At 72.9% G+C, this 25,783-nt stretch carries 22 protein-coding genes and 1 pseudogene; 11 read left to right on the top strand and 12 right to left on the bottom strand.

Annotated features, from left to right (window positions below):
• The first annotated feature begins 15 nt into the window (after positions 1 to 15).
• From ACWDNY_RS09070 to ACWDNY_RS09060, 3 genes and pseudogenes are all read left to right on the top strand, one after another.
• Positions 16 to 672 carry a TetR/AcrR family transcriptional regulator gene (locus tag ACWDNY_RS09070; protein ID WP_451645070.1) on the top strand — a complete coding sequence of 219 codons (657 nt, stop codon included), beginning with the start codon at positions 16 to 18 and terminating at the stop codon, positions 670 to 672.
• Between the two features lie 10 nt (positions 673 to 682).
• Complete coding sequence (locus ACWDNY_RS09065) at positions 683 to 1,021, top strand: hypothetical protein (protein WP_451645069.1); 339 nt, start codon at positions 683 to 685, stop codon at positions 1,019 to 1,021.
• Between the two features lie 102 nt (positions 1,022 to 1,123).
• Positions 1,124 to 1,756, top strand: a pseudogene (locus ACWDNY_RS09060) (coiled-coil domain-containing protein); the annotation flags it as partial.
• An 858-nt stretch (positions 1,757 to 2,614) separates the two neighbouring features.
• On the opposite strand, the gene ACWDNY_RS09055 reads toward ACWDNY_RS09060, so the two are convergent.
• From ACWDNY_RS09055 to ACWDNY_RS09035, 5 genes are read right to left on the bottom strand one after another with little or no spacing between them, the layout of a single operon-like run.
• On the bottom strand, positions 2,615 to 3,877 hold the full coding sequence (locus tag ACWDNY_RS09055; protein WP_451645068.1) for a styrene monooxygenase/indole monooxygenase family protein: 1,263 nt from the start codon (positions 3,875 to 3,877) through the stop codon (positions 2,615 to 2,617).
• Positions 3,878 to 3,906: 29 nt separating this feature from the next.
• The gene (locus ACWDNY_RS09050) at positions 3,907 to 4,545 is read right to left on the bottom strand and encodes a GTP-binding protein (RefSeq protein WP_451645067.1); all 639 of its coding nucleotides are present in this window, start codon (positions 4,543 to 4,545) and stop codon (positions 3,907 to 3,909) included.
• Positions 4,526 to 4,939 (bottom strand): DUF742 domain-containing protein, encoded by a 414-nt coding sequence (locus ACWDNY_RS09045; RefSeq protein WP_451645066.1) that lies wholly within the window; start codon positions 4,937 to 4,939, stop codon positions 4,526 to 4,528. Before ACWDNY_RS09045 ends, ACWDNY_RS09050 begins: the two co-directional genes overlap by 20 nt.
• On the bottom strand, positions 4,936 to 5,442 hold the full coding sequence (locus ACWDNY_RS09040) for a roadblock/LC7 domain-containing protein (RefSeq protein WP_451645065.1): 507 nt from the start codon (positions 5,440 to 5,442) through the stop codon (positions 4,936 to 4,938). Before ACWDNY_RS09040 ends, ACWDNY_RS09045 begins: the two co-directional genes overlap by 4 nt.
• Positions 5,439 to 8,318, bottom strand: coding sequence for a sensor histidine kinase (locus ACWDNY_RS09035; protein WP_451645064.1), 2,880 nt, complete (start codon positions 8,316 to 8,318; stop codon positions 5,439 to 5,441). The genes ACWDNY_RS09040 and ACWDNY_RS09035 overlap by 4 nt, the downstream gene beginning before the upstream one ends.
• A gap of 422 nt (positions 8,319 to 8,740) precedes the next feature.
• Here ACWDNY_RS09035 and ACWDNY_RS09030 point away from each other — a divergent pair, with 422 nt between their 5' ends.
• Positions 8,741 to 9,529, top strand: coding sequence for a hypothetical protein (locus tag ACWDNY_RS09030; RefSeq protein ID WP_451645063.1), 789 nt, complete (start codon positions 8,741 to 8,743; stop codon positions 9,527 to 9,529).
• A 26-nt stretch (positions 9,530 to 9,555) separates the two neighbouring features.
• On the opposite strand, the gene ACWDNY_RS09025 is transcribed toward ACWDNY_RS09030, so the two are convergent.
• The gene (locus ACWDNY_RS09025) at positions 9,556 to 10,047 is read right to left on the bottom strand and encodes a MarR family winged helix-turn-helix transcriptional regulator (RefSeq protein WP_451645091.1); all 492 of its coding nucleotides are present in this window, start codon (positions 10,045 to 10,047) and stop codon (positions 9,556 to 9,558) included.
• Positions 10,048 to 10,329: 282 nt separating this feature from the next.
• Between ACWDNY_RS09025 and ACWDNY_RS09020 the strand changes: the two genes are divergently transcribed.
• Complete coding sequence (locus tag ACWDNY_RS09020) at positions 10,330 to 11,148, top strand: lysozyme (protein WP_451645062.1); 819 nt, start codon at positions 10,330 to 10,332, stop codon at positions 11,146 to 11,148.
• A gap of 206 nt (positions 11,149 to 11,354) precedes the next feature.
• On the opposite strand, the gene lon is transcribed toward ACWDNY_RS09020, so the two are convergent.
• Together lon and ACWDNY_RS09010 are read right to left on the bottom strand one after the other, a co-directional pair.
• Positions 11,355 to 13,796 (bottom strand): endopeptidase La, encoded by a 2,442-nt coding sequence (lon, locus tag ACWDNY_RS09015; RefSeq protein WP_451645061.1) that lies wholly within the window; start codon positions 13,794 to 13,796, stop codon positions 11,355 to 11,357.
• Between the two features lie 295 nt (positions 13,797 to 14,091).
• Positions 14,092 to 14,445 (bottom strand): DoxX family protein, encoded by a 354-nt coding sequence (locus ACWDNY_RS09010; RefSeq protein WP_451645060.1) that lies wholly within the window; start codon positions 14,443 to 14,445, stop codon positions 14,092 to 14,094.
• A 143-nt stretch (positions 14,446 to 14,588) separates the two neighbouring features.
• On the opposite strand from ACWDNY_RS09010, the gene ACWDNY_RS09005 reads away from it, so the two are divergent.
• The 4 genes from ACWDNY_RS09005 to ACWDNY_RS08990 all read left to right on the top strand — a co-directional run bounded on the left by ACWDNY_RS09005 (position 14,589) and on the right by ACWDNY_RS08990 (position 21,379).
• Positions 14,589 to 15,302 (top strand): spermidine synthase, encoded by a 714-nt coding sequence (locus ACWDNY_RS09005; RefSeq protein ID WP_451645059.1) that lies wholly within the window; start codon positions 14,589 to 14,591, stop codon positions 15,300 to 15,302.
• Between the two features lie 121 nt (positions 15,303 to 15,423).
• On the top strand, positions 15,424 to 16,161 hold the full coding sequence (locus ACWDNY_RS09000) for a response regulator transcription factor (RefSeq protein WP_451645058.1): 738 nt from the start codon (positions 15,424 to 15,426) through the stop codon (positions 16,159 to 16,161).
• Positions 16,158 to 17,264 carry a sensor histidine kinase gene (locus ACWDNY_RS08995; protein ID WP_451645057.1) on the top strand — a complete coding sequence of 369 codons (1,107 nt, stop codon included), beginning with the start codon at positions 16,158 to 16,160 and terminating at the stop codon, positions 17,262 to 17,264. The genes ACWDNY_RS09000 and ACWDNY_RS08995 overlap by 4 nt, the downstream gene beginning before the upstream one ends.
• A 281-nt stretch (positions 17,265 to 17,545) precedes the next feature.
• The gene (locus ACWDNY_RS08990; RefSeq protein WP_451645056.1) at positions 17,546 to 21,379 is read left to right on the top strand and encodes a multifunctional oxoglutarate decarboxylase/oxoglutarate dehydrogenase thiamine pyrophosphate-binding subunit/dihydrolipoyllysine-residue succinyltransferase subunit; all 3,834 of its coding nucleotides are present in this window, start codon (positions 17,546 to 17,548) and stop codon (positions 21,377 to 21,379) included.
• A gap of 166 nt (positions 21,380 to 21,545) precedes the next feature.
• Here ACWDNY_RS08990 and ACWDNY_RS08985 read toward each other — a convergent pair whose 3' ends face one another.
• A complete protein-coding gene (locus tag ACWDNY_RS08985; protein ID WP_019075209.1) occupies positions 21,546 to 21,728 on the bottom strand; it encodes a DUF6104 family protein in 183 nt (60 codons plus the stop codon).
• A 252-nt stretch (positions 21,729 to 21,980) separates the two neighbouring features.
• On the opposite strand from ACWDNY_RS08985, the gene ACWDNY_RS08980 reads away from it, so the two are divergent.
• Positions 21,981 to 22,892 carry a DUF4097 family beta strand repeat-containing protein gene (locus tag ACWDNY_RS08980; protein ID WP_451645055.1) on the top strand — a complete coding sequence of 304 codons (912 nt, stop codon included), beginning with the start codon at positions 21,981 to 21,983 and terminating at the stop codon, positions 22,890 to 22,892.
• 1 nt (position 22,893) lies between these two features.
• Positions 22,894 to 23,874, top strand: coding sequence for a helix-turn-helix transcriptional regulator (locus ACWDNY_RS08975; RefSeq protein WP_451645054.1), 981 nt, complete (start codon positions 22,894 to 22,896; stop codon positions 23,872 to 23,874).
• Positions 23,875 to 23,911: 37 nt separating this feature from the next.
• On the opposite strand, the gene ACWDNY_RS08970 is transcribed toward ACWDNY_RS08975, so the two are convergent.
• The 3 genes from ACWDNY_RS08970 to ACWDNY_RS08960 form a co-directional block, all read right to left on the bottom strand.
• Positions 23,912 to 24,475 carry a Clp protease N-terminal domain-containing protein gene (locus ACWDNY_RS08970; protein ID WP_451645053.1) on the bottom strand — a complete coding sequence of 188 codons (564 nt, stop codon included), beginning with the start codon at positions 24,473 to 24,475 and terminating at the stop codon, positions 23,912 to 23,914.
• Positions 24,475 to 24,684: a helix-turn-helix domain-containing protein gene (locus tag ACWDNY_RS08965; RefSeq protein ID WP_360973430.1), complete on the bottom strand. Its 210-nt coding sequence runs from the start codon at positions 24,682 to 24,684 to the stop codon at positions 24,475 to 24,477. The genes ACWDNY_RS08970 and ACWDNY_RS08965 overlap by 1 nt, the downstream gene beginning before the upstream one ends.
• A 111-nt stretch (positions 24,685 to 24,795) precedes the next feature.
• The gene (locus ACWDNY_RS08960) at positions 24,796 to 25,761 is read right to left on the bottom strand and encodes a zinc-binding dehydrogenase (RefSeq protein WP_451645052.1); all 966 of its coding nucleotides are present in this window, start codon (positions 25,759 to 25,761) and stop codon (positions 24,796 to 24,798) included.
• Positions 25,762 to 25,783 lie beyond the last annotated feature (22 nt).

Raw genomic sequence — 25,783 nt, 5'->3', positions numbered from 1 at the left:
ATTACGCTGCCGGTCATGACCCCTCAGGCCCCCACTCCCGCCTACCGGAGGCTGAGCGTCGAGGAACGCCGGGCCCAGCTCCTCGACGCGGCCCTGTCACTCTTCGCGCACCACGCGCCCGAGGAGGTCTCCCTGGACGACGTCGCGGAGGCGGCCGGGGTCTCGCGCCCGCTGGTGTACCGGTACTTCCCCGGCGGCAAGCAGCAGTTGTACGAGGCCGCGCTGCGCTCGGCCGCCGACGAGCTGCGGCACTGCTTCGACGAGCCGCGCGACGGCCCGCTGGTGCCCCGCCTCACCCGCGCCCTGGACCGCTACCTCGCCTTCGTCGCCGGACACGACGCCGGTTTCGCGGCGCTCCTGCAGGGCGGCAGCGTCGTCGAGACGTCGCGGACCACCGCCATCGTGGACGGCGTGCGCCGGGCCGCGGCCGAGCACATCCTCAGCCACCTGGAGGTCACCGACCCCGGTCCGCGCCTCCGTATGACCGTGCGGATGTGGATCACTGCCGTGGAGGCGGCCTCCCTGATCTGGCTCGACGAGGGCAAGCAGCCGCCCGCCGACGAACTGCGGGACTGGCTGGTGGAGCAGTTCGTAGCCGTCCTGACGGTGACCGCGGGGCGGGACGAGCAGACCGCCGCGGTCGTGGAGGCCCTGCCGTCGGCGGATGGCTGACACTGGTGGCGTGAAGAGCGAAGACATCCCCTTCGAGGGCGGGCCCATGGACGGCCGGGTGCTGCCCGTGCTGCTGGGGCCCACCGGGCATCCGCCCAAGACCTACCGCATCCCGGTGCCGGACGCCGCGGGCGGCCCGCCCACCGTCCTGGTCTACCGCCGGGTGCCGCGCGGCCACGGCGGGAAGCTCGGGCTGCACCGGGGCTGGAAGTACGCGTTCGACCCCGGCGGCAAGCCGGGCGGCGGGCTGAGGTGGCCGTGGTCGAAGCGGGAGCCGGGGAGGGGCCGCGGGCCCGGCAGCGGACCGTGTACCGCGCCGGACGGCAAGCCGGGTGACACCGGAGAGTGACCGCGTTGCGCCACCCGGCCCACATTCGGCGCACACAGTCGGTTGATACGTCGAAATTCACGGTGTGGAGCGGAAGGACCGCTGCGCACCGGAGGTGAAGACGTGTCAGGAAGGATGCTGCGCCTGGTGTGTACGGCGGCGGTGGCGGCGCAGGCCGCCCTCGCGCCCGTGTCCGCCACGGCCGCACCGGAGCCCCCCGCGCCCGCACGGCGCTCGGTGACCGCTCTGCTGACGGACCTTCAGCGGCTGTACCGCCAGGCCGAGCAGGCCACCAGGACCTACGACGCCGTCGCGGGCCGGCTGGTCAGGCAGTGCGCCGAGACGGGCCGGCTGGACGCCGCGCTGACCCGCGCCCGGCTCTCCCTGGACGACAGCCGCGCGGCGGCGGGACGGCTCGCCCGGCAGCAGTACCAGGGCAGCACCGGTATCTCCCCGTACGTCCGGCTGCTGCTGGCCCGCGACCCGCAGCACGCGCTGGACGAGGGGCACGTCATCGCGCAGCTCGCGCGCCGGCGGGCCGACACGGTGCGGCGGCTGACCGGCGACGAGCGGACGGCGAACGGACTGGTCCGACGGGCGCGCACGGTCCTCGACGGGCAGCTCGCCCTCGCCGGCCAGGCACGCAAGGCCCGCGACGAGGTGCGCGCCCGCCTCGGCGACCTGGAGAGACTGCTGGCCTCGCTCGGTCCCGCGCAGCTGTCGGCCCTCGCCGCGTTCGAGCGGAACGGAGCCGCCGGGGGACACCCCGGACCCGTCACCTCCGCGGCGCCCGCCGGTACACCCACCCCGGCCCCGCAGCCCGGACCCGTCACCTCCCCGGCGCCCGCCGGGGTGCCCACCTCGGCTGCGCAGCCCGGGCCCGTCGCCTCCGGAGCTCCCGGCGGGGCGCCCGCCCCGGCCCCGCAGCCCGGACCCGCCACCTCCGCCGCGCCCGCCGGTACACCCACCCCGGCCCCGCAGCCCGGACCCGTCACCTCCACGGCGCCTGGCGGGGCGCCCACCCCGGGGGCCCCGGGCGGCATCCAGGTCGTGCGCTACGCCCTGCCCCAGGTCGGCGAGCCGTACCAGTGGGGGGCCGGTGGCCCGACGGCGTACGACTGCCCGGGGCTGATCTGGCAGGCGGGGGGCCGGGCGGGCGTCCCCGGTCCCGGGACGGGCCAGGAGAAGCCGGCTCGGCGCATGCCGCTCGGCGAGCTGGGGCCCGGCTATCTGGTCGTGTACTTCCCCGACGCGAGGCAGGTCGCGCTACGCCTCGGCGACGGATCACCGGCGCAGGGCACGCTGCCCGGACCGACGGCGCGGGGCCCGCTACCGGGGCCGACGGCACAAGGCACGCAACCCGGACCGGTGGCACAGGGCCCGGAGCTCGCGCCGACGCCACGGGGCCCGCAACCAGGACCCATGCCGTGGGGCCCGCAACCCGGACCGGTGGCACAAGGCCCGCGCGCCGGGCAACCGGCGGGCACGGTGCCGCCCTCCGCGGCGAACCCGGTGCCGGGGGCGGTGCGGCCCGGACCGGGCGGGGAGCCCCCGCGGCGGTAGGCGCCGCCGGGGCCTCCCCGCGGGTGCCCTTCCAGGGCCGGACACGGACTCCTACGCGGCGCCCGCGCCGGACACCTCGGCCAGGTAGGCCTGCGTCTTGGCCGGGTCGTAGAAGAAGCCCTCGAAGTCGCCCGGGTCGTTGAAGGCGTTGGCGAAGCGGTCGGCGACCGGCTGGAGCTGGCCCGCGGCGCCGATCAGGTTCAGCACGTGCTCCGGCGGCGGCGCGAGCATCGCGTTCGTCCACTTGGTGACGTGCTGGGCGGTGGCCCAGTAGCGCTCGAACGTCTGCCGCATCCACGCCTCGTCGAAGGGCTGGTCGCCGCGCTCGAGGATGGAGGCGAGGTAGGCGGCGGCGCACTTGGACGCCGAGTTGGAGCCCTGGCCGGTGATCGGGTCGTTGGCGACGACGACGTCCGCGACGCCGAGGACCAGACCGCCGCTGGGCAGGCGGCCGATCGGGTTGCGGACGGTCGGGGCGTAACGGCCGGCGAGCGTGCCACCCGCGTCGGTCAGCTCCACCTTGGTGGCCCGCGCGTACTCCCAGGGCAGGAACTTCTCCATGAGCTCCAGGGTCAGGGCCAGGTGCTCGGAGGGGTCCTTGACGCCGTTGAAGACGTCGAGCGGGCCGCCGGGGATGCCCTCCCAGAACAGGATGTCGGCGCGGCCGGAGAGGGTGTAGGTCGGCATGACGAACATCTCGCCGACGCCGGGGACGAGGTTGCAGCGGACCGCGTCGAACTCCGGGTGCTCCGGGCGCGGGCCGAGGCCGTGCACGTACGCCACCGCGAGGGCGCGCTGCGGCTCGCTGTACGGGGAGCGGGAGGCGTCGCGCTCGAACATCGACACCAGTTCGCCCTTGCCCGCGGAGACGAGGACGAGGTCGTAGGTGCGGGCGAAGTAGTCGAGGTCGCCGACCGCCGCGCCGTGGATGACGAGCTGGCCGCCGCGCTGGGCGAACGTCTCCATCCAGCCGGCCATCTTCACGCGCTGGTCGACCGACTGCGCGTACTCGTCGAGCTTGCCCACCCAGTCGATCGCGCGCTGGGAGGGGCCCGGGTCGAAGGAGCCCGGGGCGGCGACCGAGACGCCGAGTCCCTCGATCCTCGGGGCCTGCGACTCCCAGAAGTTCAGCCCCAGGTCGCGTTCGTGCTGCAGTGCCGTGTGGAACATGCACTGCGTCGACATGACCCGGCCGGAGCGGATCTCGTCCGCCGTCCGGTTGGACATCAGGGTGACCTCGTACCCGTGCGACTGAAGGCCGAGGGCGAGCTGGAGGCCGGACTGGCCGGCCCCCACGACGAGTATCTTCCGCATGCGGGTGGTGTCTCCTAGGGAGTGCTGGACTACTCGGGGGTTTCCTCGAGTGCGTGGCCCACGAGGGACAGCAGGACCTCGATCACCGACATCCTGCGCCGCGCGTCCATGATCATGACAGGTATGTGCGCGGGGATCGTGAGGGCCTCGCGCACGTCCCCCGGCTCGTACCGCTCGCTGCCGTCGAAGTGGTTGACGGCCACGACGTACGGCAGCCGGCAGCTCTCGAAGTAGTCGAGCGCCGGGAAGCAGTCCTTCAGGCGGCGGGTGTCGGCCAGCACGACGGCGCCGATCGCGCCGCGCACCAGGTCGTCCCACATGAACCAGAACCGCTGCTGGCCCGGCGTGCCGAACAGGTAGAGCACCAGGTCGTCGTCGAGCGTGATGCGGCCGAAGTCCATGGCCACGGTGGTGGTCAGCTTGCCCGGCGTGGCGGTGAGGTCGTCGGTGTCCTCGCTCGCCTCGGTCATCAGCGCCTCCGTCTGCAGGGGCGTGATCTCCGAGACGGAGGTGACCAGCGTGGTCTTGCCGACGCCGAAGCCGCCGGCCACCACTATCTTCGTGGCGATCGGGGCGCGGGTGCTGTCCGTCTGCCAGGGCAGCAGGTGCTCCTCTTCGTCGAGGAGCGGGGAGACGTCGCGAGCGGCGTCAGAGACGGCGGAGTCCACTCAGCACCCTTTCCAGCAGAGCGCGGTCCGGCCGGCCCACGCCATGGCCGGTACCGGTTCCGTACACACGGATCTTTCCCTGGTCCGCGAGGTCGCTGAGGAGGACGCGGACCACGCCGAGCGGCATCTTCAGCAGCGCGGCGATCTCGGCCACCGTACGCATCCGGCGGCAGAGTTCGACGATGGCCCGCATCTCCGGCATGACCCGGGTGCTGAGGGAACCGTTCGTCAGTTCCTTGCGCTCCTCGGGGGCCTCCAGCGCCGCGACGAACGTCTCCACGAGGAGGACGTGGCCGAAGCGGGTGCGGCCGCCGGTGAGCGAGTAGGGGCGGACGCGGGCGGGTTTGCGGCCGCCGCCGCGGACCGGGAGGTGTTGTCTGGGCGTACTGCTCATCGGGCGCTCTCCCCCGAATCGGACTCCAGGGACTTCCTCAGCTCGCTGCGGAGCTCCGGCGTCAGCACGTGTCCGGCACGGCCGACGAACAGCGCCATGTGGTACGCCACGACGCTCATGTCGCACTCGGCGGAGCCGTGCACGCCGAGCAGCGAGCCGTCGCTGATGGACATGACGAACAGGCTGCCCTCGTCCATCGCGACCATCGTGTGCTTGACCCCGCCGAAGGCCATCAGCTTGGCGGCGCCCACGGTCAGGCTCCCGATGCCGGAGACGATGGTGGCGAGGTCCGCGGAGGAGCCGCGCGGGCCTCTGCGCCGTTGGCCGCCGGCGGCCTCCCGCGCGAGGGAGTGGTGTCCGGGGTCCGAGGAGAGCAGGAGCAGGCCGTCGGAGGAGACCACCGCGACCGAGAGGATGCCGGGCACCTCCTCGACCAGGTTGGTCAGCAGCCAGTGCAGGTTGCGGGCCTCACTGCTCAGTCCGAAGGTACTGGGCGCGGTCAACTGCTTGCCTCCTCGACTGTGCCCCCCGTGGCTTCTTCGACGTCTGCCGACCCGGCGGCGGGCACCCGGTGCTGGGCCGTCTTCTCGGCGATCTCCGCTTCTACCTCGCGGTAACCGGCCTGGGCCCCCTTGCGGAAGCCGCCGAGGCGCCTGCGCAGTGCCTCGGCGTCGACGGAGCCGGTGCGCTGGCGCGGTGCCGACGTCGGTGCGGTGATCTTCGGTGTGCGCTTGGGCAGCCCCTTGGCGGTGACCGGCTCCTCCGACTCGTCGTCGGCCCGCTGGTGCGCGTCGGGACCGATGGCGTAGGCGTCGGCGGTGGTCTGCGGCGGGGCCGTGTCCCGGGGGCGGGTGGGGTCCATGGGCCCGGCCGCCGGCGGGACGTCGGTGGTGCCGGTGGTGTCCGGCGCGCCGGCGGGCGCCGGGGGCGCGCCGGCGTGGTCCGCGGCGGGCGTCTCGGTGGAGGGCGCCGGGATCAGCAGCTCCATCGTGGTCTCGGCCGGGGACTCGGGGTCGGCCTGCGGCTCCCGCTCCGGGACCGGCTGTCGCGCGGCGGGCACGCCCGGGGTGCGGGAGGTGTCCCGCTGCGGGCCGGCCGCGGGCTCCGAGCGCTCACGCTGCGGCTCGGCCGCGGCCTCCGACCGCTCCACGGCCTTCTCCGCCAGCGCCACCAGCGGGTCCGGGCCCTTGCCGCGCCCGTACAGGACGTTGGAGTTGACCTCTGCGTCCGCGCCGGGCAGGGAGAAGGCCTGCGCGCCCCCGGCGACCGGCCCGGACACCGGAGCGGCGGGGTCGGGCGCGGCGGCGAGCAGCGACTGCGGCACGACGACGACCGCCGCGACGCCGCCCTGCTTCTGCTCCCGCAACTGCACGCGCACGCCGTGCCGGTGGGCGAGGCGGGCCACCACGTACAGGCCGAGGCCGAGGCCCTCCTCGCCCTCCTGGTCGTAAGGGGTCTCCGGGTCGAAGTCGGCGAGGCGCCCGTTGAGACGGGTCATCCGTTCTGCGGTCATGCCGATGCCCTCGTCCTGGACGGACAGCATGACCTCGCCGCTCTCCAGCAGCCAGCCGGAGACCTCGACGGGCTGCTCGGGCGGCGAGAAGGCGGTCGCGTTCTCCATCAGCTCCGCCAGCAGGTGGCTGAGGTCGTCCGCGACGAATCCGGCCACGTGCACGTGCGGCGGCAGGGCGGCGATGCGGACCCGCTCGTACCGCTCGATCTCGCTGACCGCGGCGCGGACGACGTCCACGAGCGGGACGGGGCCGGCGCTCTGCTGGACGTGCGCGGTGCCGGCGAGGACGAGGAGGTTCTCGCTGTGCCGGCGCATGACCGTGGCGAAGTGGTCGAGCTTGAACAGGGTGGACAGGCGGTCCGGGTCCTGCTCGCGCTCCTCCAGGCCCTCGATGACGGACAGCTGCCGCTCGACCAGGCCGAGGGTGCGCAGCGCGAGGTTGACGAAGGTCCCGCCGATGCTGGTGCGCAGCCGGTCCAGATGGGCGGTGGACTCCGCGAGCTGGGCGCGCAGTTCCTCGCGGGCGTCCGCCATCTTCTGGCGCTGGCCGACCAGGTGCTTGCGGTCGGCCTCCAGGGTGGCGACACGTTCGGCCAGGGCGGCGGCGTGCGCGTGCAGGGCGTTGACGGATCGCACGACCTGCGCGAACTCGTCGTTGCGGCCCGTGAAGGTGACCGGCTCCTGCGCGGCCGGGTCCTCGGCGCCGGCCAGCCGGGCGGAGCCGATGCGCAGCACGGCGAGCGGGCGGGTCAGCGTGCGGGCCATCGCCGTGGCGATGCCGACGGCGACGAGCAGCAGCCCGCCGAGGAGGGCGACGCGGATCTCCAGTGCGGTGACGTCGTCGTCGCGGAGCGCGGCGAGGTCCTTGGTGCGGTGGTCGTAGAGGGAGGACTCCACGCCGCGCATGAGCTCGACGCGGGCGGTGAGCGCGGCGTCGGCCTTCTTGGTGCTGGTGCGCTGGTCCTTGCCGGAGAGCGTCGGCTCGTCGGTGAGCGAGGAGAGGTACTTCTGCGCCGCGTCGGTCTCCGGTCCGGTGACGGTGGAGTCGTAGGACGTGCGGGCCGCCTCCGGGGCGGAGTCGCGGAAGCCGGCGAGGGCGGCGTCGGAGCGCACCCGGGCCTGCTGCGCGGCGGCGCTGAGGGCGTCGCGCTCCTCGGCGCCGTCGTCCGAGGAGGTGGGCAGGCCGGTGACGGGGTCGACGGCCGTCCCTGCCGAGCCCGGCACGCTGAGGGCCGCGAGGAGCAGTCCACGGGCCGCCGCCGCCTGCTGGACGGCGGTGTCCAGCTCCGCGAGGGCGTGGGCGCCGGAGCCCGCGCGCGGGGGCATCCGTTCGGCCAGCTGTTCGGCGAGCCGGTGCAGTTCGGCGATGGTCTGCGAGTACGCCTGGTGGGTCTGCAGGGCGGTGCTCTTGCCGGTGAGCGCCGACCGGCGCACGGACGCGATGCCGTCGAGGTCCGTCCGCAGCCAGGCCGGGGTGCCGGTGTCGGCGCGCAGCTCCTCGACCTCGCGGTCGACGCGGGTGCCGCGCTGCTCGCTGGGCGCCTTGGACTTGGGACGGCCGGCGGCGACGTAGGAGGTGACCTCGTCGCGCTCGTCGGCCAGCGCGTGGGCGAGGGCGAGGGCGCTCTGGGTCTGCTCGGCGAGCGTCACCAGCTCCTGGGAGTCGCTCAACTGCCCGGAGGCGGCGAGCACCGAGGGCGCGCCGGCCCCGGCTATGGCCGCGGCCACGACCGCGACGGCGGCGACGAGCCGGTTGCGGACGTGGGTGGGACGGCCCTTGCCGACGGGGGGCGGGACGGGCGTGTGCTCCGAACCCCCCACGGAGGCCGTCTGCTTGCCTGTGCGCCGAGGCCGCGTCATCTGCACCGGTGCTCGCATTCCTGTACTCGTGTACTCATGGGCCCGGGCGGCGCCCCGTCAACTGGTGCCGACTGGTGCGTTGGCCCTCCCCCAGCACTCGACCACTGCTCGAGCAGGGGCGACCCCCATCATCGGTTCCCGACCCTCCCAGTGTCGGTGGGCGGTGGCCCCGCATCATCGGAGCCGCCACCCGAAGGAGTGAACATCGGAGGGGAGTTGGCGGGCAAGTTCTCCTGGCACCCGCGACGGCCTTGCCCGGGGCGCCGGTTGGACGACGGCGGGCAGCCTTTGGCAATATTCGCCGCCACGCTTTCCCGGAGCCCGCCAATTACTCCCAAACCAGGCGTCTGACCTGCGCGGCTGCATCAATTCGCCGACCGTCGCCAGCCTTTCGAGGTGTTTGTGAAGGGCTCGTGCAGACTGGCTGGATGCGCACTGAGGCTGTTTCCGATCCCGGCGGCGAAAAGCGCCCCAACGAGGACTTCGCGAGCGTCGCGCTACCGGCCTGTGGGCAGGGTGGTTGCCTTGTCGTGCTGGACGGGGTGACGCCGCCGCGGGCCGGCACGGGGTGTCTGCATACGGTCCCCTGGTTCACCGCGCGACTCGGTGGCGCCCTGACCGAACTGACCGTTTCCGGTGGAGATCTGACGCTGACGGAGGTCCTGGAGCGAGCGGTCGCGCGAACCGCCGAGGCCCATATGATCACTTGTGACCTTTCTCACCCGCGCACCCCTCAGGCGACGGTGGCACTCGCCCGCTGGTCGGCCACGACGGTGGAGTACCTGGTGCTGTCGGACACGGCGCTGCTGGTGGAGGCACCCGGCGGAGCGGTCACCGCCGTCCTCGACGACCGGCTCGCCCGCATCCCGCGGGCCTCGCTCGCCGACGTGGCACTCGTCGACACCACGCTCCGCAACCGGGAGGGCGGCTTCTTCACCGCCGCGGCGGACCCCTCGGTGGCGGCCCGCGCGGTGACGGGCAGCGTCCCGCGCCAGGAGGTCCGCTCCCTGACCGCCCTCACGGACGGGGCCGCGCGCTGGGTGGAGACGTTCGGCGCGGGCGACTGGGCGGACTGTGCCGCTCTCGTCCGCGCGCGGGGGGCGCGGTCACTGGTGGAGCGGGTGCGGGCCCTGGAGCGGGCCGACCGCGAGGAGCGCCGGTACCTGGGCCGGGCGAAGACGCACGACGACGCGACGGTGGTGTTCGTGGAGCCGTGACGTGGGCCGGCCGCCGGGCCGGGCGGTCACTTCTCCATGCCGAGGTTCAGCTCGTGCAGCAGGCGGGCCAGTTCGGCCACCTCGCGGCGGTCCCAGTGGGCCAGCTGGCTGACGTACCGGGCCCGGCGGGCGTCGCGCACCTGGCCGACGCGGCGGCGTCCGTCCTCGGTGAGGGCCACCAGCCAGGCCCTGCCGTCCGCGGGGTCGGGTTCCCGGGCGACCAGGCCGAGTTCCTCCAGGGCACGCAACTGCCGGGACATCGTGGCCTTGCCGACGCCGATGTACGCGGCGAGGTCCGTGGCGCGCTGGCCGCCGTGCTCCTCCAGCCGGACGAGCAGTCCGTACGCGGCGGACTCCAGGTCCGGGTGGACCTCCCGGGCCATCTCTCCCTGGTTGGCGCGGGCCCGCCGCAGCAGCACGGTCAGCTCGCGCTCCAGGGACAGGAACTCCGGGTCCGTCCCGTGCGGCGACGCCCCGGACGCGACTCGGCGCCCCTCGCCGTTTCCGTCTTCCCGCACGTCAGTCAGCCCCTGCATGTCGTCGTCCGGTTTCCCGGTGCTGAAAGTTTCCGCCCTGCGCCGCCATCGCCGCAGCTCCGTCAGTATTTCGCAGGCTTAGACCAACGGCAGCCTCCGGACCCTCTTCCCACGGCGATGTCTACGTGCGTAGCTTCATGCCCAGGCACTGAATGGCATGCCCACGCCCAGCACGCCGGCCGGTCCGCGCCGGCCGCTCTCCCCGCACCGGGCACGCCCGCGCGTTTCCCCCACCGAGCACCACCGAGCCATCGGAGGCACGTCATGCCCGTGCACAGATCCGGAACGGCCCGCGTACGACGCCCCGCCGTCACGGGGACCCTGCTCGCCGCGCTCTCCCTCCTCTCCGCGCTCCCCTCCTCCGCAGCCACCGCTCCCGCCCGCGGCACCGCCTCCATGGGCATGGGCGTCGTGGCGCACGACGGCGGCGGCGGCACGCTCGCCGGCGGTGCCGCCACCCAGACCGAGGGGGTCGACGTCAGTGGCCACCAGGGCGACGTGGCCTGGCCGACGCTGTGGAACAGCGGCGTGCGGTGGGCGTACACGAAGGCGACCGAGGGGACGTACTACACGAACCCCTACTTCGCCCAGCAGTACAACGGCTCGTACGACGTCGGCATGATCCGCGGCGCGTACCACTTCGCGACCCCGGACACCGCCGGCGGAGCCGCCCAGGCCAACTACTTCGTCGACCACGGCGGCGGCTGGTCCCGCGACGGCAGGACGCTGCCGGGCACGCTCGACATCGAGTGGAACCCCTACGGCGCCGCCTGCTACGGCAAGACGCAGAGCGCCATGGTCGGCTGGATCGCCGACTTCCTGAACACCTACCGGGCGCGCACGGGCCGGGACGCGGTCATCTACACGGCCACCAGCTGGTGGACCCAGTGCACCGGCGACTACGGCGGCTTCGCCGCGAACAACCCGCTGTGGATCGCCCGCTACTCCACCGATCCGGGGACCCTGCCGGCGGGCTGGGGCTTCTACACGATGTGGCAGTACACCTCGTCGGGCCCGACGGTCGGTGACCACGACAAGTTCAACGGAGCGCTCGACCGGGTGCAGGCGCTCGCCCTCGGCTGAGGGCCCTCCCGTGGCCTCCGCCGGCCGGGAGCTTGGAGGGTCGCCCCGGACCGGCGCGGCGACGGAGCCCCCGCGCCCGGCCGGGTGCGGGCGCCCGCACCGCGAGGGCGTGCCGTCCGCCGGCCGGCCGCGCGGTGTCAGGCGCACAGGACGGGGCCCGGCCCCCCTTTCGGGGAACCGGGCCCTCGCGCCGTCCACGGCGTCCGTCACGCCGCCACGGGAACCTCCGGCGCCGCGCCGCTCGTGGCGGGCGCGAGCGCCAGCTGGAGGACCTGGCGGACGTCGGTGACGGGGTGGACGTCGAGCTTGTCCAGCACCTCCGCCGGGACGTCGTCCAGGTCGGGCTCGTTGCGCTTGGGGATGATCACGGTCGTCACCCCGGCACGGTGGGCCGCCAGCAGCTTCTGCTTCACACCGCCGATGGGCAGCACCCGGCCGGTCAGCGACACCTCGCCGGTCATCGCCACGTCCGTGCGCACCGGGCGGCCCGAGAGCAGCGAGGCGAGCGCCGTCGTCATCGTGATGCCCGCGCTCGGCCCGTCCTTGGGCACCGCGCCCGCCGGGAAGTGGATGTGCACGCCCCGGTCCTTCAGGTCGCCGACCGGCAGCTCCAGCTCGGCGCCGTGGCTGCGCAGGAAGCTCAGCGCGATCTGCGCCGACTCCTTCATCACGTCGCCCAGCTGGCCGGTCAGGGTCAGCCCGGCCGCGCCCGTCTCCGGGTCGGCCAGCGACGCCTCCACGAAGAGCACGTCGCCCCCGGCTCCGGTGACCGCGAGGCCCGTCGCCACGCCCGGCACCGCCGTGCGCCGCTCGGCCGGGTCCTGCGCGGACTCGGGCACGTGGTGCGGCCGCCCGATCAGGTCGCGCAGGTCGCCCGCGGTGACGGTGAGCGGAAGCTCCCGCTCCCCCAGCTCGTGCTGGGCCGCCACCTTGCGCAGCACCCGCGTGATGGACCGCTCCAGGGTGCGGACGCCCGCCTCACGCGTGTACTCGCCGGCGAGCCGGCGCAGCGCGCCCTCCTCGATCACGACCTCGTCCGCGCTCAGGCCCGCCCGCTCCAGCTGGCGCGGGAGCAGGTGGTCACGGGCGATGACGACCTTCTCGTCCTCCGTGTAGCCGTCCAGGCGGACGACGTCCATGCGGTCGGCCAGCGCCTCCGGGATCGCCTCCAGCACGTTGGCCGTAGCGAGGAAGACCACGTCCGAGAGGTCGAGCTCGACCTCCAGGTAGTGGTCGCGGAAGGTGTGGTTCTGCGCGGGGTCCAGGACCTCCAGCAGGGCAGCGGCCGGGTCGCCGCGGAAGTCGGAGCCGACCTTGTCGATCTCGTCGAGGAGCACGACCGGGTTCATGGACCCGGCCTCCTTGACGGCGCGCACGATGCGGCCGGGCAGCGCGCCGACGTAGGTGCGCCGGTGGCCGCGGATCTCCGCCTCGTCGCGGACGCCGCCGAGGGCGACGCGGACGAACTTGCGGCCCATGGCGTGCGCCACGGACTCGCCGAGCGAGGTCTTGCCGACGCCGGGCGGGCCGACGAGCGCGAGCACGGCGCCGCCTCCTCGTCGCCCGCCGCCGTCACGCCCGCCGACCGCCCCGAGGCCGCGGTCGCTGCGGCGCTTGCGCACCGCCAGGTACTCGGTGATCCGTTCCTTCACGTCGTCCAGGCCGGCGTGGTCGGCGTCCAGGACCGCCTTCGCGCCCCGGATGTCGTAGGCGTCCTCGGTCCGCTCGTTCCACGGCATCTCCAGGACCGTGTCCAGCCAGGTGCGGATCCAGGAGCCCTCCGGCGACTGGTCGGAGGCGCGCTCCAGCTTGTCGACCTCCTTCAGGGCCGCCTCGCGGACCTTCTCGGGCAGGTCGGCGGCCTCGACGCGGGCCCGGTAGTCGTCGGACTCCTCGCCGTCCTGGTCGCCGTTGAGGTCGCGGAGCTCCTTGCGGACCGCCTCCAGCTGGCGGCGGAGCAGGAACTCGCGCTGCTGCTTGTCGACGCCCTCCTGGACGTCCTTGGCGATCGTCTCGGCCACCTCCTGCTCGGCGAGGTGGTCCCGCAGCTGCTGGGTGGCGAGCCTGAGGCGGGCCACCGGGTCGGCGGTCTCCAGCAGCTCCACCTTCTGCTCTGTGGTCAGGAACGGCGAGTAGCCGGAGTTGTCGGCGAGTGCGGAGACGTCGTCGATGGCCTGCACGCGGTCGACGACCTGCCAGGCGCCGCGCTTCTTCAGCCAGCTGGTCGCGAGGGCCTTGTACTCCTTGACCAGCTCCACGACCTGGCCGGGCAGCGGGTCGGGCACGCTCGCGTCGATCGTCGTCCCCTCGACCCACAGCGCCGCGCCCGGGCCGGTGGTCCCCGCGCCGATCCGGACGCGGCCGCGGCCGCGGACCAGGGCGCCCGGGTCGCCGTCGGCGAGCCGGCCGACCTGCTCGACGGTGCCCAGCACACCGGTCTTCGCATAGGTTCCCTCGACCCGTGGCACCAGCAGCACCTTGGGCTTGCCGGGTTCCGAGCGGGCGGCGGCCTGGGCGGCCTCCACCGCGGCCCGCACCTCGGAGTCGCTCAGGTCCAGCGGGACGACCATCCCGGGCAGCACGACCTCGTCGTCGAGCGGCAGCACGGGCAGGGTGAGCGATGTGAACGCTGCGGACTCAGCAGCCATGATCTCCCCTTCAGCAGTCAAGTTGAGTTATGCCGACTCAATGCTCCGGAGTCCTCCGATGTTCCCAGACCGGTGTTCGCTCTGAGCGATCGGGCGCGGACATCGAGCACACAGGGCCCGAGAAGGCCACAAGGCGGGGGAAGGGCCGGCCGGGACCCCCTGGGAGGCCGCCGGGCCACCCCGGGAGGTGGGCGCCGGCCCGATCCCGTCGCCCGGCTCAGCCACCGGCGCCGCGGGTCTGTTCCCGCACGCGTCCGCGCTCCGGCGGGCCTCGCCGGGCCGCCCGCCGGCCCGCTCAGCCGGCGTGGCAGACCGGGTTCAGGCCCAGCGCGGCCACCGCCAGGACGAAGAACACGCACCACGCGCCCAGGTGGCGATCACCGGCCCGCAGGTGCACGGCGAGGGCGCCGAGGAAGTACAGCACGAGGCCGGCCGCGGCCAGTGCCCCCAGCACCGGCGCCACCGGACCGGCGAGCAGGCCCAGCGCGCCGGCCGCCAGGCACGCGCCCAGCGGACGCATCCAGGACCGGGGCACGCCGAGCCGGTCGGCCTGGCCCGCGGCACAGGGGTGGCCGGCGAAGTCCGCGGCGGCGGCCAGGCCGGTGGCGAGCGCGGCGAGGAGCGTGACGGTGACGTAGGCGGCGCGCATGGGGATCCCCTCCTCCTCGGGTGGGCGACGACTGTCCCTTCACACACCGGACGGATCGGGATCCCGCGACGTGACATCCCCCCGCCCGGTCCGTCACCCGTATTACACGTGGCGGTCCCGCTCCGTTGCGGCAGGATGCCCTCATGACCGCCTCCTACGACACTCCTGTGGTGCTGGACCGTCGCGAGGGGCCCTACGGCGAGGTCGCGCTGCGCCGGCACGGGCCGCTGCTGCAGATCATCGCCAACGGCTGTTTCCTGATGGACACCTCCGACGGCCGCTCGGAACGCCACCTCATCGACGCCGCGGCCGCCGCGGCCGCGGCGGCCGCCGCACTCGCCACGCTCGGCGCGCCGCCCGGACGTACGGCGCCGGACCTGCTGATCGGCGGCCTGGGCGTCGGCTTCTCGCTCGCCCACGCTGCGGCCGATCCGCGCTGGGGACGCATCACGGTCGTCGAGCGCGAGCCCGCCGTCATCGACTGGCATCTGACCGGCCCGCTCGGCGAGTTGACCGCCGCGGCCCTCGCCGATCCGCGCACCCGCATCGTCGAGGCCGACCTGGTCGCCCACGTCAATGAGACATCCGACACGTACGACGCCCTGTGCCTCGACATCGACAACGGGCCTGGCTGGACGGTCACCGAGGACAACGAGAGCCTCTACACGCCGGCCGGACTGGCAAGCTGCGCAAGGGTGTTGAGGCCGGGCGGAGTCCTCGCGGTGTGGTCGGCGCAGCCGTCTCCGGTATTCGAAGGAACCTTGCGGAATGTCGGATTCCAGCAGGTCCGCACCGATGAGATCCCCGTTGCCCGGGGCGTACCCGACGTCGTGCACCTCGGCGTTCGACCTGGATAGCAAAGGCGCGGCCACTCCCCGTACCCTGCTTGCCTGACGCCGATCATTCAAGCGTCAATCGCAGTCATGCGCAGTCAAGGGATCACCCCACGGATTCCGGAGAGCACTTCAGGGGCGGGCGATGGAGCAGACACACACCTCCCACAGCGGTACGACGGCCAGCCCGGGCGCGCAGCGCCGGGTCCTGGTGGTCGAGGACGACCCGACCATCGTGGAGGCCATCGCCACCCGCCTGCGCGCCGAGGGATTCCTCGTGCAGACGGCCGGGGACGGGCCGTCCGCCGTGGACACCGCCGAGGCCTGGCAGCCCGACCTGCTGATCCTCGACATCATGCTGCCCGGCTTCGACGGCCTGGAGGTCTGCCGCCGGGTCCAGGCGCAGCGGCCGGTGCCGGTGCTGATGCTCACCGCGCGGGACGACGAGACCGACATGCTGGTCGGGCTCGGGGTCGGCGCCGACGACTACATGACCAAGCCGTTCTCGATGCGGGAGCTGGCCGCGCGGGTGCACGTGCTGCTGCGCCGCGTGGAGCGGGCCGCGCTGGCCGCGGCCACCCCGCGCTCGGGCATCCTGCGCCTGGGCGAGCTGGAGATCGACCACGCGCAGCGGCGGGTGCGGGTGCGCAGCGAGGACGTCCACCTCACGCCCACCGAGTTCGACCTGCTGGTCTGCCTGGCGAACACCCCGCGCGCGGTGCTCTCCCGCGAGCAGCTGCTGGCGGAGGTGTGGGACTGGGCGGACGCCTCCGGGACCCGGACCGTCGACAGCCACATCAAGGCACTGCGCCGGAAGATCGGCGCCGAGCGGATCCGCACGGTGCACGGCGTCGGGTACGCCCTGGAGACCCCGACGCCATGAGCGAGGGGCAGGCCACACGGAGGGACCCGGGCGAGCCCTGGGGTGGTGTCCGCCCGTTCTCGATCAAGACGAAGCTGGGCGCGCTCGTCGTCATCTCGGTTCTGATCACCACGGGTCTGCTGATGATCGCGGTGCGGACCGACACCGAGCTGCGGTTCATCACGGTCTTCTCGATGATCGCCACCCTGCTCATCACGCAGTTCGTCGCCCACTCGCTGACCGCGCCGCTGGACGAGATGAACACGGTGGCCCGGTCCATCTCGCACGGCGACTACACGCGCCGGGTGAGCGAGAGGCGCCGTGACGAGCTCGGCGACCTCGCCCAGACGATCAACGTCATGGCCGACGAGCTGGAGGCGCAGGACCGCCAGCGCAAGGAACTGGTCGCGAACGTCTCGCACGAGCTGCGCACCCCCATCGCGGGCCTGCGCGCGGTGCTGGAGAACATCGTCGACGGGTTCACCGAGGCCGACCCGGAGACCATGCGCACCGCCCTGAAGCAGACCGAGCGGCTCGGCCGGCTGGTGGAGACGCTGCTGGACCTGTCCCGGCTGGACAACGGCGTCGTGCCGCTGAAGATGCGGCGCTTCGAGGTGTGGCCGTATCTGTCGGGCGTGCTGAAGGAGGCCAACATGGTCGCCTCGGCGCGCGCCGGCATCGCCTCCGGGTCCGGCAGCCACACGCGCACCGACGTCCATCTGCACCTCGACGTCTCCCCGCCGGAGCTGACCGCGCACGCGGACCCCGAGCGCATCCACCAGGTGGTCGCCAACCTCATCGACAACGCGGTCAAGCACAGCCCGCCGCACGGCCGGGTGACGGTGAAGGCGCGGCGCGGGCCGCAGCCGGACTCCCTGGAGCTGGAGGTCCTGGACGAAGGGCCCGGCATCCCGAAGTCGGAGTGGCACCGCGTGTTCGAGCGGTTCAACCGGGGCGCGGTACGGCGTCCGCACGGCCCCGGCAGCGACGGCGGCACCGGTCTGGGTCTGGCGATCGCCCGCTGGGCGGTGGACCTGCACGGCGGCCGGATCGGCGTGGCCGAATCCGAGCGCGGTTGCCGGATCCTCATCACCCTGCCGGGGTCTTCCTCTACGTCTGATTGACGTAGGGTTCGAATCGGAGCCACAAGATCCACGAGCGTTCCCGCAGGCGGACACGTGTGATCAGGCACGGGACCGCCGTTTTCTCAGGCCAGGCCCCTGCCGAGGCTTACCTTCCGCTGGGCATCCACGCTTGTTTCCCGCCATTCCAGGCCCCAAAACACAACTCCCAATGTGACTTACACGACGATGAACGGGCCCGACCTGACCTTCCCCCCTGGGGAGGCGTAGCCTGTATCCCCGCTGTCCATTGCCTTGTGAAGCGGAAGAGGGCGGTTGCCGCCGTGTCGCCACAGTCCAGTAACTCGAGCTCTCCCAGCCTTCGGCCGGGAGGCGCCCCTACGACCGACGACCAAGCCGGGAAGAACCCCGCAGCCGCGTTCGGTCCGAACGAGTGGCTCGTCGACGAGATCTACCAGCAGTACCTCCAGGACCCGAACTCCGTGGACCGGGCCTGGTGGGACTTCTTCGCCGACTACAAGCCCGGGGCCGCAGCCTCGGCTCCGGCGGGCACTTCGGCCGCGGGGGCCGCAGAGACCACCACCACCACGGCTCCGGCGGCCCAGGCCGCCCCGGCTCAGGCCGCCCCGGCGGCCCCCGCCGCGCCCGCGCAGCCCGCGCCCGCGCAGCCCGCCGCCGCGCCCGCCCCGGCGCCCGCGAAGCCCGCCGCCGCCCCGGCCGCGGCGCCCGCGAAGCCGGCCGCCGCCAAGCCGGCCGCCGCGAAGACGGAGCCCGCCGCCGCGGCGAAGGAGGGTCCCGAGCTCGTCACGCTGCGTGGTCCGTCCGCCGCGGTCGCGAAGAACATGGACGCCTCCCTGGAGCTGCCCACGGCCACGTCCGTGCGCGCGGTCCCGGTGAAGCTGCTGTTCGACAACCGCATCGTCATCAACAACCACCTGAAGCGGGCGCGCGGCGGGAAGATCTCCTTCACGCACATCATCGGCTACGCGATGGTCCAGGCCATCAAGGCGATGCCGTCGATGAACTGGCACTACGCCAAGAAGGACGGCAAGCCGACCCTGGTCAAGCCGGACCACGTCAACCTCGGCCTGGCCATCGACCTGGTGAAGCCCAACGGCGACCGCCAGCTGGTCGTCGCGGCCATCAAGAAGGCCGAGACGCTGAACTTCTTCGAGTTCTGGCAGGCCTACGAGGACATCGTCCGCCGCGCCCGCGACGGCAAGCTGACGATGGACGACTTCACCGGCGTCACCGTCTCCCTGACCAACCCCGGCGGCCTCGGCACCGTCCACTCGGTGCCGCGTCTGATGCCCGGCCAGTCGGTGATCATGGGCGTCGGCTCCATGGACTACCCGGCGGAGTTCCAGGGCACCAGCCAGGACACCCTGAACAAGCTCGGCGTCTCGAAGGTCATGACGCTCACGTCGACCTACGACCACCGGGTCATCCAGGGCGCCGCCTCCGGCGAGTTCCTGCGCCAGGTCGCCAACCTGCTGCTCGGCGAGAACGGCTTCTACGACGACATCTTCGAGGCGCTGCGCATCCCCTACGAGCCGGTTCGCTGGCTGCGGGACATCGACGCCAGCCACGACGACGACGTCACCAAGGCCGCCCGCGTCTTCGAGCTGATCCACTCCTACCGGGTCCGCGGCCACGTCATGGCCGACACCGACCCGCTGGAGTACCAGCAGCGCAAGCACCCCGACCTGGACATCACCGAGCACGGCCTCACCCTGTGGGACCTGGAGCGCGAGTTCGCCGTCGGCGGCTTCGCCGGCAAGGCGATGATGAAGCTGCGCGACATCCTCGGCGTGCTGCGCGACTCGTACTGCCGCACCACCGGCATCGAGTACATGCACATCCAGGACCCCAAGCAGCGCAAGTGGATCCAGGACCGGGTGGAGCGCCCGCACTCCAAGCCGGAGCGCGAGGAGCAGCTGCGCATCCTGCGCCGTCTGAACGCGGCGGAGGCCTTCGAGACCTTCCTGCAGACGAAGTACGTCGGCCAGAAGCGGTTCTCCCTGGAGGGCGGCGAGTCCGTCATCCCGCTGCTGGACGCGGTGCTCGACTCCGCGGCCGAGTCCCGCCTGGACGAGGTCGTCGTCGGCATGGCCCACCGCGGCCGCCTGAACGTCCTCGCCAACATCGTCGGCAAGTCCTACGCGCAGATCTTCCGGGAGTTCGAGGGCAACCTCGACCCGAAGTCGATGCACGGCTCCGGCGACGTGAAGTACCACCTGGGCGCCGAGGGCACCTTCACCGGCCTGGACGGCGAGCAGATCAAGGTCTCGCTGGTCGCCAACCCCTCCCACCTGGAGGCCGTCGACCCGGTCCTCGAGGGCGTCGCCCGCGCCAAGCAGGACATCATCAACAAGGGCGGCACGGACTTCACGGTCCTGCCGGTGGCGATCCACGGCGACGCGGCCTTCGCGGGCCAGGGCGTGGTCGCCGAGACCCTGAACATGTCGCAACTGCGCGGCTACCGCACCGGCGGCACGGTCCACGTCGTCATCAACAACCAGGTCGGCTTCACCGCGGCCCCCGAGTCCTCGCGTTCGTCGATGTACGCGACGGACGTGGCCCGCATGATCGAGGCCCCGATCTTCCACGTCAACGGCGACGACCCCGAGGCCGTCGTCCGCGTCGCGCGGCTCGCCTTCGAGTTCCGCCAGGCGTTCAACAAGGACGTGGTGATCGACCTCATCTGCTACCGCCGCCGCGGTCACAACGAGTCGGACAACCCGGCCTTCACCCAGCCGCTGATGTACGACCTGATCGACAAGAAGCGCTCGGTGCGCAAGCTGTACACCGAGTCGCTGATCGGTCGCGGTGACATCACCCTGGAGGAGGCCGAGCAGGCCCTGCAGGACTACCAGGGCCAGCTGGAGAAGGTCTTCACCGAGGTCCGCGAGGCCACCTCGCAGCCTGCCGCCGGCCAGTCCCCCGACACGCAGGAGGACTTCCCGGTCAGCGTCGGCACGGCCGTCTCCACCGAGGTCGTCAAGCGGATCGCCGAGTCCCAGGTCAACATCCCCGACCACATCACCGTCCACCCGCGTCTGCTGCCGCAGCTGCAGCGCCGGGCGGCCATGGTCGAGGACGGCACCATCGACTGGGGCATGGGCGAGACCCTCGCCATCGGCTCGCTGCTCCTGGAGGGCGTCCCGGTGCGGCTGTCCGGCCAGGACTCCCGCCGCGGCACCTTCGGCCAGCGCCACGCGGTGATCATCGACCGGAACACCGGCGAGGACTTCACGCCGCTGCTGTACCTGTCCGAGGACCAGGCCCGCTACAACGTCTACGACTCGCTGCTCAGTGAGTACGCGGCGATGGGCTTCGAGTACGGCTACTCGCTGGCCCGGCCGGACGCGCTGGTGATGTGGGAGGCCCAGTTCGGCGACTTCGTCAACGGCGCGCAGACGGTCGTGGACGAGTTCGTGTCCTCCGCCGAGCAGAAGTGGGGCCAGACGTCCGGCGTCACACTGCTCCTGCCGCACGGCTACGAGGGCCAGGGCCCGGACCACTCCTCGGCCCGCCCGGAGCGGTTCCTCCAGCTCTGCGCCCAGAACAACATGACGGTCGCCATGCCGACCTCGCCGGCGAACTACTTCCACCTCCTGCGGTGGCAGGTGCACAACCCGCACCACAAGCCGCTGGTGGTCTTCACGCCGAAGTCGATGCTGCGTCTGAAGGCCGCGGCGTCGAAGGCGGAGGAGTTCACCACGGGCCAGTTCCGCCCGGTCATCGGCGACGCGTCGGTGGACCCGGCCGCGGTGCGCAAGGTCGTCTTCTGCGCCGGCAAGGTGTACTACGACCTCGACGCCGAGCGGAGGAAGCGCGGCGCGACGGACACCGCGATCATCCGCATCGAGCGCCTGTACCCGCTGGCGGGTGCCGAGCTCCAGGCGGAGATCAAGAAGTACCCCAACGCCGAGAAGTACCTGTGGGCCCAGGAGGAGCCGGCCAACCAGGGCGCCTGGCCGTTCATCGCCCTGAACCTCATCGACCACCTGGACCTGGCGGTCGGTGCGGACATCCCGGCGGGCGAGCGTCTGCGCCGCATCTCCCGCCCGCACGGCTCGTCGCCGGCCGTCGGTTCCGCCAAGCGGCACCAGGCGGAGCAGGAGCAGCTGGTGCGCGAGGTGTTCGAGGCCTGAGCCTCTGACCGACCCGCCCGACGGCAAGGGCCCGGCCCCGGAGATCTCCGGGGCCGGGCCCTTGCCGTCTGCGCGCGTGCGCGAGGCCGATGCGCGGAGGCTCGACCCACCGTGTCCCCCTCGGCCTGCCCGGCTGCTCGCTACTCGCCCGGCCGGCCCGCTCGGCCTACTCGTCGTCGTCCTCGTCGTCGAGGCGGGCCAGCCAGGTAGCCAGCCGCTCCACCGGCACCTCGAAGTCCGGGTTCAGATCGACGAACGTCCGCAGCTGCTCGGCGAGCCACTCGAAGGTGACCTCCTCCTCGCCTCGCCGCTTCTCCAGCTCCTCGATGCCGCGGTCGGTGAAGTACATGGGGTTGTTCTCCTGCGTTCGTACGGGTGGCCGTGCGGCCGTGCCCACAAGCCTACGGAGTGACCGGTGGCGCCGTAGGGCCCGGGCGGGCAGCCCTGGCGGCGGCCGGCCACCCGATCGGGTGCCTTGACTTCCGCCGCCTGCGATATATCGTGAATCTCATAAAGACGCGATATGGCGTGTGCGTCGGCCGTCCGGCCCGTACCCCGTCCCGTGGTCCCGCGCGTCCGGCTCCCCCAGGAGGTCCCCACCATGCCCGAGTGGTCCGTCGCCGAGCCCGCGAAGCTCACCTTCGACGAGCCCGTGACCGAACTCCACGTCCGCATCGTCAACGGCACGGTGAACGTCGTGGGCACGGACAAGGGTCCGGCGCGTCTGGAGGTCTCCGAGATCGACGGCCCGCCCCTGGTGGTCACCCAGCACGGGGGCACTCTGACGGTGGCCTACGACGACCTGCCCTGGAAGGGCTTCCTCAAATGGCTCGACCGCAAGGGCTGGCGGCGCGGCGCCGTGGTGTCCCTGGCCGTCCCGGCGCACACCCGCGTCGAACTGGGGGTGGTCGGCGCCGCGGCGACGGTCTCCGGGATCGACGGACGCACGGAGGTGAGGGGCGTCTCCGGGGACACCACCCTGGTGCGACTCACGGGGCCGGTCCGCGCGGACACCGTGTCCGGGAGCCTCGAGGCGCAGGCCCTCTCCGGCGACCTGCGCTTCCAGTCGGTCTCGGGCGACCTCACGGTCGTCGAGGGCACGGGCTCCTCGGTGCGGGCGGACTCGGTGAGCGGGGCGATGATCGTCGACCTCGACCCGGCCGACGGCCCCACCGACGTCGCCCTGACGAGCGTCTCGGGTGAGATCGCCATCCGGCTACCCCATCCGGCGGACGCGGAGGTCGAGGCGAACACGGCCAGCGGGACGGTGTCCAACGCCTTCGAGGACCTCCGGGTCGGCGGGCAGTGGGGCGCCAAGCGGATCACGGGCCGGCTCGGCACAGGCAGCGGCCGCCTGAAGGCCACGACCGTCTCCGGCTCGATCGCCCTGCTGCGCCGCCCACCGGCCGAGGACGGGCCCTGGGACGTCGGGGGCCATTCCGTTCCCGGTCCGGGCGAGGGCCCCTCCTCCGGCGCCCCGGCCGACGGCACGACCGACAAGAAGGTGCTCTGACATGCCCCCCGTCTTCGCCCACGGCCGTCTCCGCCTGTACCTGCTGAAGCTGCTCGACGAGGCGCCGCGCCACGGCTACGAGGTGATCCGGCTGCTGGAGGAGCGCTTCCACGGGCTCTACGCGCCTTCGGCGGGCACCGTCTACCCCCGGCTGGCCAAGCTGGAGGCCGAGGGCCTGGTCACGCACACCACCGAGGGCGGCCGCAAGGTGTACGCCATCACGGACGCGGGCCGCGCCGAGCTGGCCGACCGCAGCGGTGAGCTGGCCGATCTCGAGCTGGAGATCCGGGAGTCGGTCGCCGAGCTCGCCGCCGAGATCCGCGCCGACGTGCGCGGTGCCGCCGGCGACCTGCGGCGCGAGATGCGGGCCGCCGCGTCCCAGACGCGTCAGGGCGCCGGGGAGCAGGGCGAGGCCGGTGACAGGGAGGGCTGGCGCGCGGCCAAGGAGGAGTTGCGCCGGGTCAAGCTGGAGTGGAAGGAGCAGGCCCGGCGGGCCAAGGACGAGAGCCGGCGGGCCCGGGAAGAGGCACAGCGGGCCCGGCGGCAGGCGAAGGAGGCCCAGGACCGGGCCCAGGAGGAGCTGCAGCGCATCGCCCGGCGGGTCCAGGAGCAGGTGCAGGACCACTTCACCCGCGGCGACTGGCCGACGGGTGTCCGCGAGGGGCTGACCGAGCTGGCCAAGGAGTTCGGCGACTTCGGCAAGGACGCCTTCGGCCGTGCGGCCGGCACGCCCGGGGCGGGCGCCGAGTACACACAGACTCCGCAGGACTTCCCCGCCGACTACGAGCCGGCCTGGGCCCACGAGGACTTCACCGGCGACCCGGCCCGCGACCTGGACCGGCTCCTCGACCGTTTCCGCGACGACATCCGCGACGCGGCCCGCGACCACGGCGTCACGGCCGGCCAGCTCCGCGACGCCCGCCGTCATCTGTCGACGGCGGCGGCCCACATCGGGGCGGTCCTGCGCGGACCGAAGGGGTGAGGGGGCTCATCGGCGGAAGAGATGAGCCGCGGGGCCGTCAGCCGGCCTGCGTCCCGGCCCCGCCGTGCAGCACACGGGTCACCGACGCGTAGGTCACCCCGTGATCGGCGAGGATCTCGGCGATCACACCGGGACGGGCCGTCAGCGCGAGCAGGAGGTGCTCGTCACCGATGCGGCGGTCACGGCGGCCCACGGCGGTGCGCAGCGCCCGCTGCAGGATCTCCTTCGCACCGCGCCTGAACGGGCGTCGGCCGGGCGGCGGCCCCCCGCCGTTGCGGTCCTCGGACATCGCCCCGGGTCCGTGCGCCTCCTCCACGCGGGAGACGATCTCGCAGACGTCGATGCCCAGACCGGCGAGGGCTTCGGCATCGGCCCGGGAGAGGCCCGCGCGCCGCCGCGCCTCGGCCAGCTCCCGCCGTACGGACTCCCTGCGCTCGTCGAGGCCGAGCGCCGCCAGCGCGAACGAGGCCCGGCTCGCCCTGCGGTCGAGCAGCGCGAGCAGCAGGTGCCCGGCGTCCACGGACTGCGCGCCCGCCTGCTCCGCGTGCCGGGCCGCCTCCTGCACGACCGCCCGGGCGTCCTTGGTGAACCGTTCGAACATCACTGCCTCCCGTACTTCTTGTGCACGGCCTGCCTGCTGACGCCGAGTTCAGCGGCGATCTCCTGCCACGACCAGCCCTGGTTGCGCGCGCTGCGCACCTGCACCGCCTCCAGCTGCTCCAGCAGCCGGCGCAGCGCGGCGACGGCCCGCAGCCCGACCCGCGGATCGCGGTCGCCCGCGCGCTCGGCGAGATCCGTTGCTTTGGTCATGGTGTCAACCTATGTTGACGTCGGCGCCTCTGTCAACCCTTGTTGACATGCCGGACACGCGAACGGCGGGCCTGGCACCGGCAGCCAGACCCGCCGCAGGACGGGGAACGATCAGGAGGTGGTGAGCACGATCTTCCCGAACTGGTCGCCCGCCGCGAGACGTTCGAAGCCGTCGCGCGCACGGTCCAGCGGCAGCACCTCGTCGATGACGGGACGGACGCCGGTGGCCGCGCAGAAGGACAGCAGGTCCTCCAGTTCGTCCTTGGTGCCCATCGTCGAGCCGACGACCTTCAGTTCGAGGAAGAAGATCCGGGTGAGCTCGGCGTGGGAGGGCCGGTCACCGCTCGTCGCGCCGGAGATGACGAGCGTCCCGCCGGGCCTGAGCGACTTGACCGAGTGCGACCAGGTCGCCGCGCCCACGGTCTCGATGACGGCGTCCACCCGCTGCGGCAGCCGCGCACCGGACTCCAGCGCCTCCACGGCACCGAGCTCCAGGGCCCGCTTGCGCTTGGCCTCGTCGCGGCTGGTGGCGAAGACGCGCAGGCCGGCCGCCTTGCCGAGCACGATGGCGGCCGTGGCGACACCGCCGCCGGCGCCCTGCACCAGCACCGAGTCACCGGGGCGCACACCCGCGTTGGTGAACAGCATGCGGTACGCGGTGAGCCAGGCCGTGGGCAGACAGGCGGCCTCCTCGAAGGAGAGCTCCCTGGGCTTGGGCAGGACGTTCCACGTCGGCACGGCGACCTGCTCGGCGAAGGTGCCCTGGTAGCGCTCGGTGAGGATGGAGCGGGGCTCCTTCGGGCCGACGCCGTGGCCGGTCTGGCCGATGACGGAGTGCAGGACGACCTCGTTGCCGTCCTCGTCGACGCCGGCGGCGTCGCAGCCGAGGATCATGGGCAGGGCGTCCTCGGGCAGTCCCACGCCCCGCAGCGACCAGAGGTCGTGGTGGTTCAGGGAAGCGGCCTTGACGTTGATCGTGCTCCAGCCGGGACGGGCCTGCGGGGCCGGGCGCTCCCCCGACTCAAGGCCGGTCAGCGGCTGGTCGCGGTCGATTCGGGCGGCGTAGACAGCGAACATGACCTTGACGATAGGCCGGGCG

The sequence above is a fragment of the Streptomyces sp. NPDC003697 genome (genome assembly GCF_053587115.1).
Note: the sequence above shows the minus strand (reverse complement) of the source record. Positions and strands in the feature narration are given on the sequence as shown.

Excerpts from the sequence above, each read along its gene's own strand:
- ACWDNY_RS08985 (WP_019075209.1), bottom strand. The coding sequence starts at position 21,728 with ATGTACTTCACCGACCGCGGCATCGAGGAGCTGGAGAAGCGGCGAGGC.
- ACWDNY_RS08965 (WP_360973430.1), bottom strand. The coding sequence starts at position 24,684 with ATGACCAAAGCAACGGATCTCGCCGAGCGCGCGGGCGACCGCGATCCG.
- lon (WP_451645061.1), bottom strand. The coding sequence starts at position 13,796 with ATGGCTGCTGAGTCCGCAGCGTTCACATCGCTCACCCTGCCCGTGCTG.
- ACWDNY_RS09070 (WP_451645070.1), top strand. The coding sequence starts at position 16 with ATGACCCCTCAGGCCCCCACTCCCGCCTACCGGAGGCTGAGCGTCGAG.
- ACWDNY_RS09010 (WP_451645060.1), bottom strand. The coding sequence starts at position 14,445 with ATGCGCGCCGCCTACGTCACCGTCACGCTCCTCGCCGCGCTCGCCACC.
- ACWDNY_RS09045 (WP_451645066.1), bottom strand. The coding sequence starts at position 4,939 with ATGAGCAGTACGCCCAGACAACACCTCCCGGTCCGCGGCGGCGGCCGC.
- ACWDNY_RS08970 (WP_451645053.1), bottom strand. The coding sequence starts at position 24,475 with ATGTTCGAACGGTTCACCAAGGACGCCCGGGCGGTCGTGCAGGAGGCG.
- ACWDNY_RS08980 (WP_451645055.1), top strand. The coding sequence starts at position 21,981 with ATGCCCGAGTGGTCCGTCGCCGAGCCCGCGAAGCTCACCTTCGACGAG.
- ACWDNY_RS08960 (WP_451645052.1), bottom strand. The coding sequence starts at position 25,761 with ATGTTCGCTGTCTACGCCGCCCGAATCGACCGCGACCAGCCGCTGACC.
- ACWDNY_RS09005 (WP_451645059.1), top strand. The coding sequence starts at position 14,589 with ATGACCGCCTCCTACGACACTCCTGTGGTGCTGGACCGTCGCGAGGGG.
- ACWDNY_RS08975 (WP_451645054.1), top strand. The coding sequence starts at position 22,894 with ATGCCCCCCGTCTTCGCCCACGGCCGTCTCCGCCTGTACCTGCTGAAG.
- ACWDNY_RS09020 (WP_451645062.1), top strand. The coding sequence starts at position 10,330 with ATGCCCGTGCACAGATCCGGAACGGCCCGCGTACGACGCCCCGCCGTC.
- ACWDNY_RS08995 (WP_451645057.1), top strand. The coding sequence starts at position 16,158 with ATGAGCGAGGGGCAGGCCACACGGAGGGACCCGGGCGAGCCCTGGGGT.
- ACWDNY_RS09030 (WP_451645063.1), top strand. The coding sequence starts at position 8,741 with ATGCGCACTGAGGCTGTTTCCGATCCCGGCGGCGAAAAGCGCCCCAAC.
- ACWDNY_RS09000 (WP_451645058.1), top strand. The coding sequence starts at position 15,424 with ATGGAGCAGACACACACCTCCCACAGCGGTACGACGGCCAGCCCGGGC.
- ACWDNY_RS09055 (WP_451645068.1), bottom strand. The coding sequence starts at position 3,877 with ATGCGGAAGATACTCGTCGTGGGGGCCGGCCAGTCCGGCCTCCAGCTC.